This window comes from uncultured Winogradskyella sp. (genome assembly GCF_947498345.1).
Lineage (GTDB): Bacteria > Bacteroidota > Bacteroidia > Flavobacteriales > Flavobacteriaceae > Winogradskyella.
Map to the genome: position 1 here is coordinate 1 of NZ_CANMJY010000028.1, position 635 is coordinate 635.

Annotated in this window: 1 pseudogene; it reads right to left on the reverse strand. The window is 37.3% G+C overall.

Annotation, left to right across the window (positions count from 1 at the left end):
- Positions 1-635 (reverse strand): annotated as a pseudogene (locus Q0912_RS17465) (gliding motility-associated C-terminal domain-containing protein); the annotation flags it as partial.

Genomic DNA, 635 nt, shown 5'->3' on the forward strand with positions numbered 1-635 from the left:
AAGATCCGTAGTATCGACGTCACACTCTACAGTAATATCCGCAGGTACAGTAAATGTTGGTGCTGTAGTATCGACAATGTTAATGGTTTGGATAGCTGACATTGAATTACCACAAGCGTCAGTAGCTGTCCATGTTCTTGAAATTGTTTTTGTATTTCCACAAGCTGTAACTTCAGTATCAACAAAAGTTACATTTGGTGTGGCACAATCATCTGTTGCAGTAGCTGTTCCGGTATTAGCAGGTGTTGTATCCTCAGTACATTCAATAGTAACATCTGCAGGAATAGTCAATATGGGATTTACAGTATCAATTATTGAATATGTTGCTGTTGTTGAAGATGTATTACCACATGAATCTGTTGCAATAAATGTGACAGTTATATCACCATTAGCACAATCTACATCAGTATTTGCACCAAAGTCATTTGACCAAGTTACATCACCACATGTATCAGTAGCAGTAGCGCCAGCATTATTATTTAACCAAGCTTCTAATGTACCATCAGGAGTAACACCACATTGAATGTCTATGTTTTGTAAACCAGAATTATCAATTGAAGGTGGTGTTGTATCTTCAACAGTAATAGTTTGATTTGCCGAAGTTGCATTACCACATTCATCAGTAGCAGTCCAAG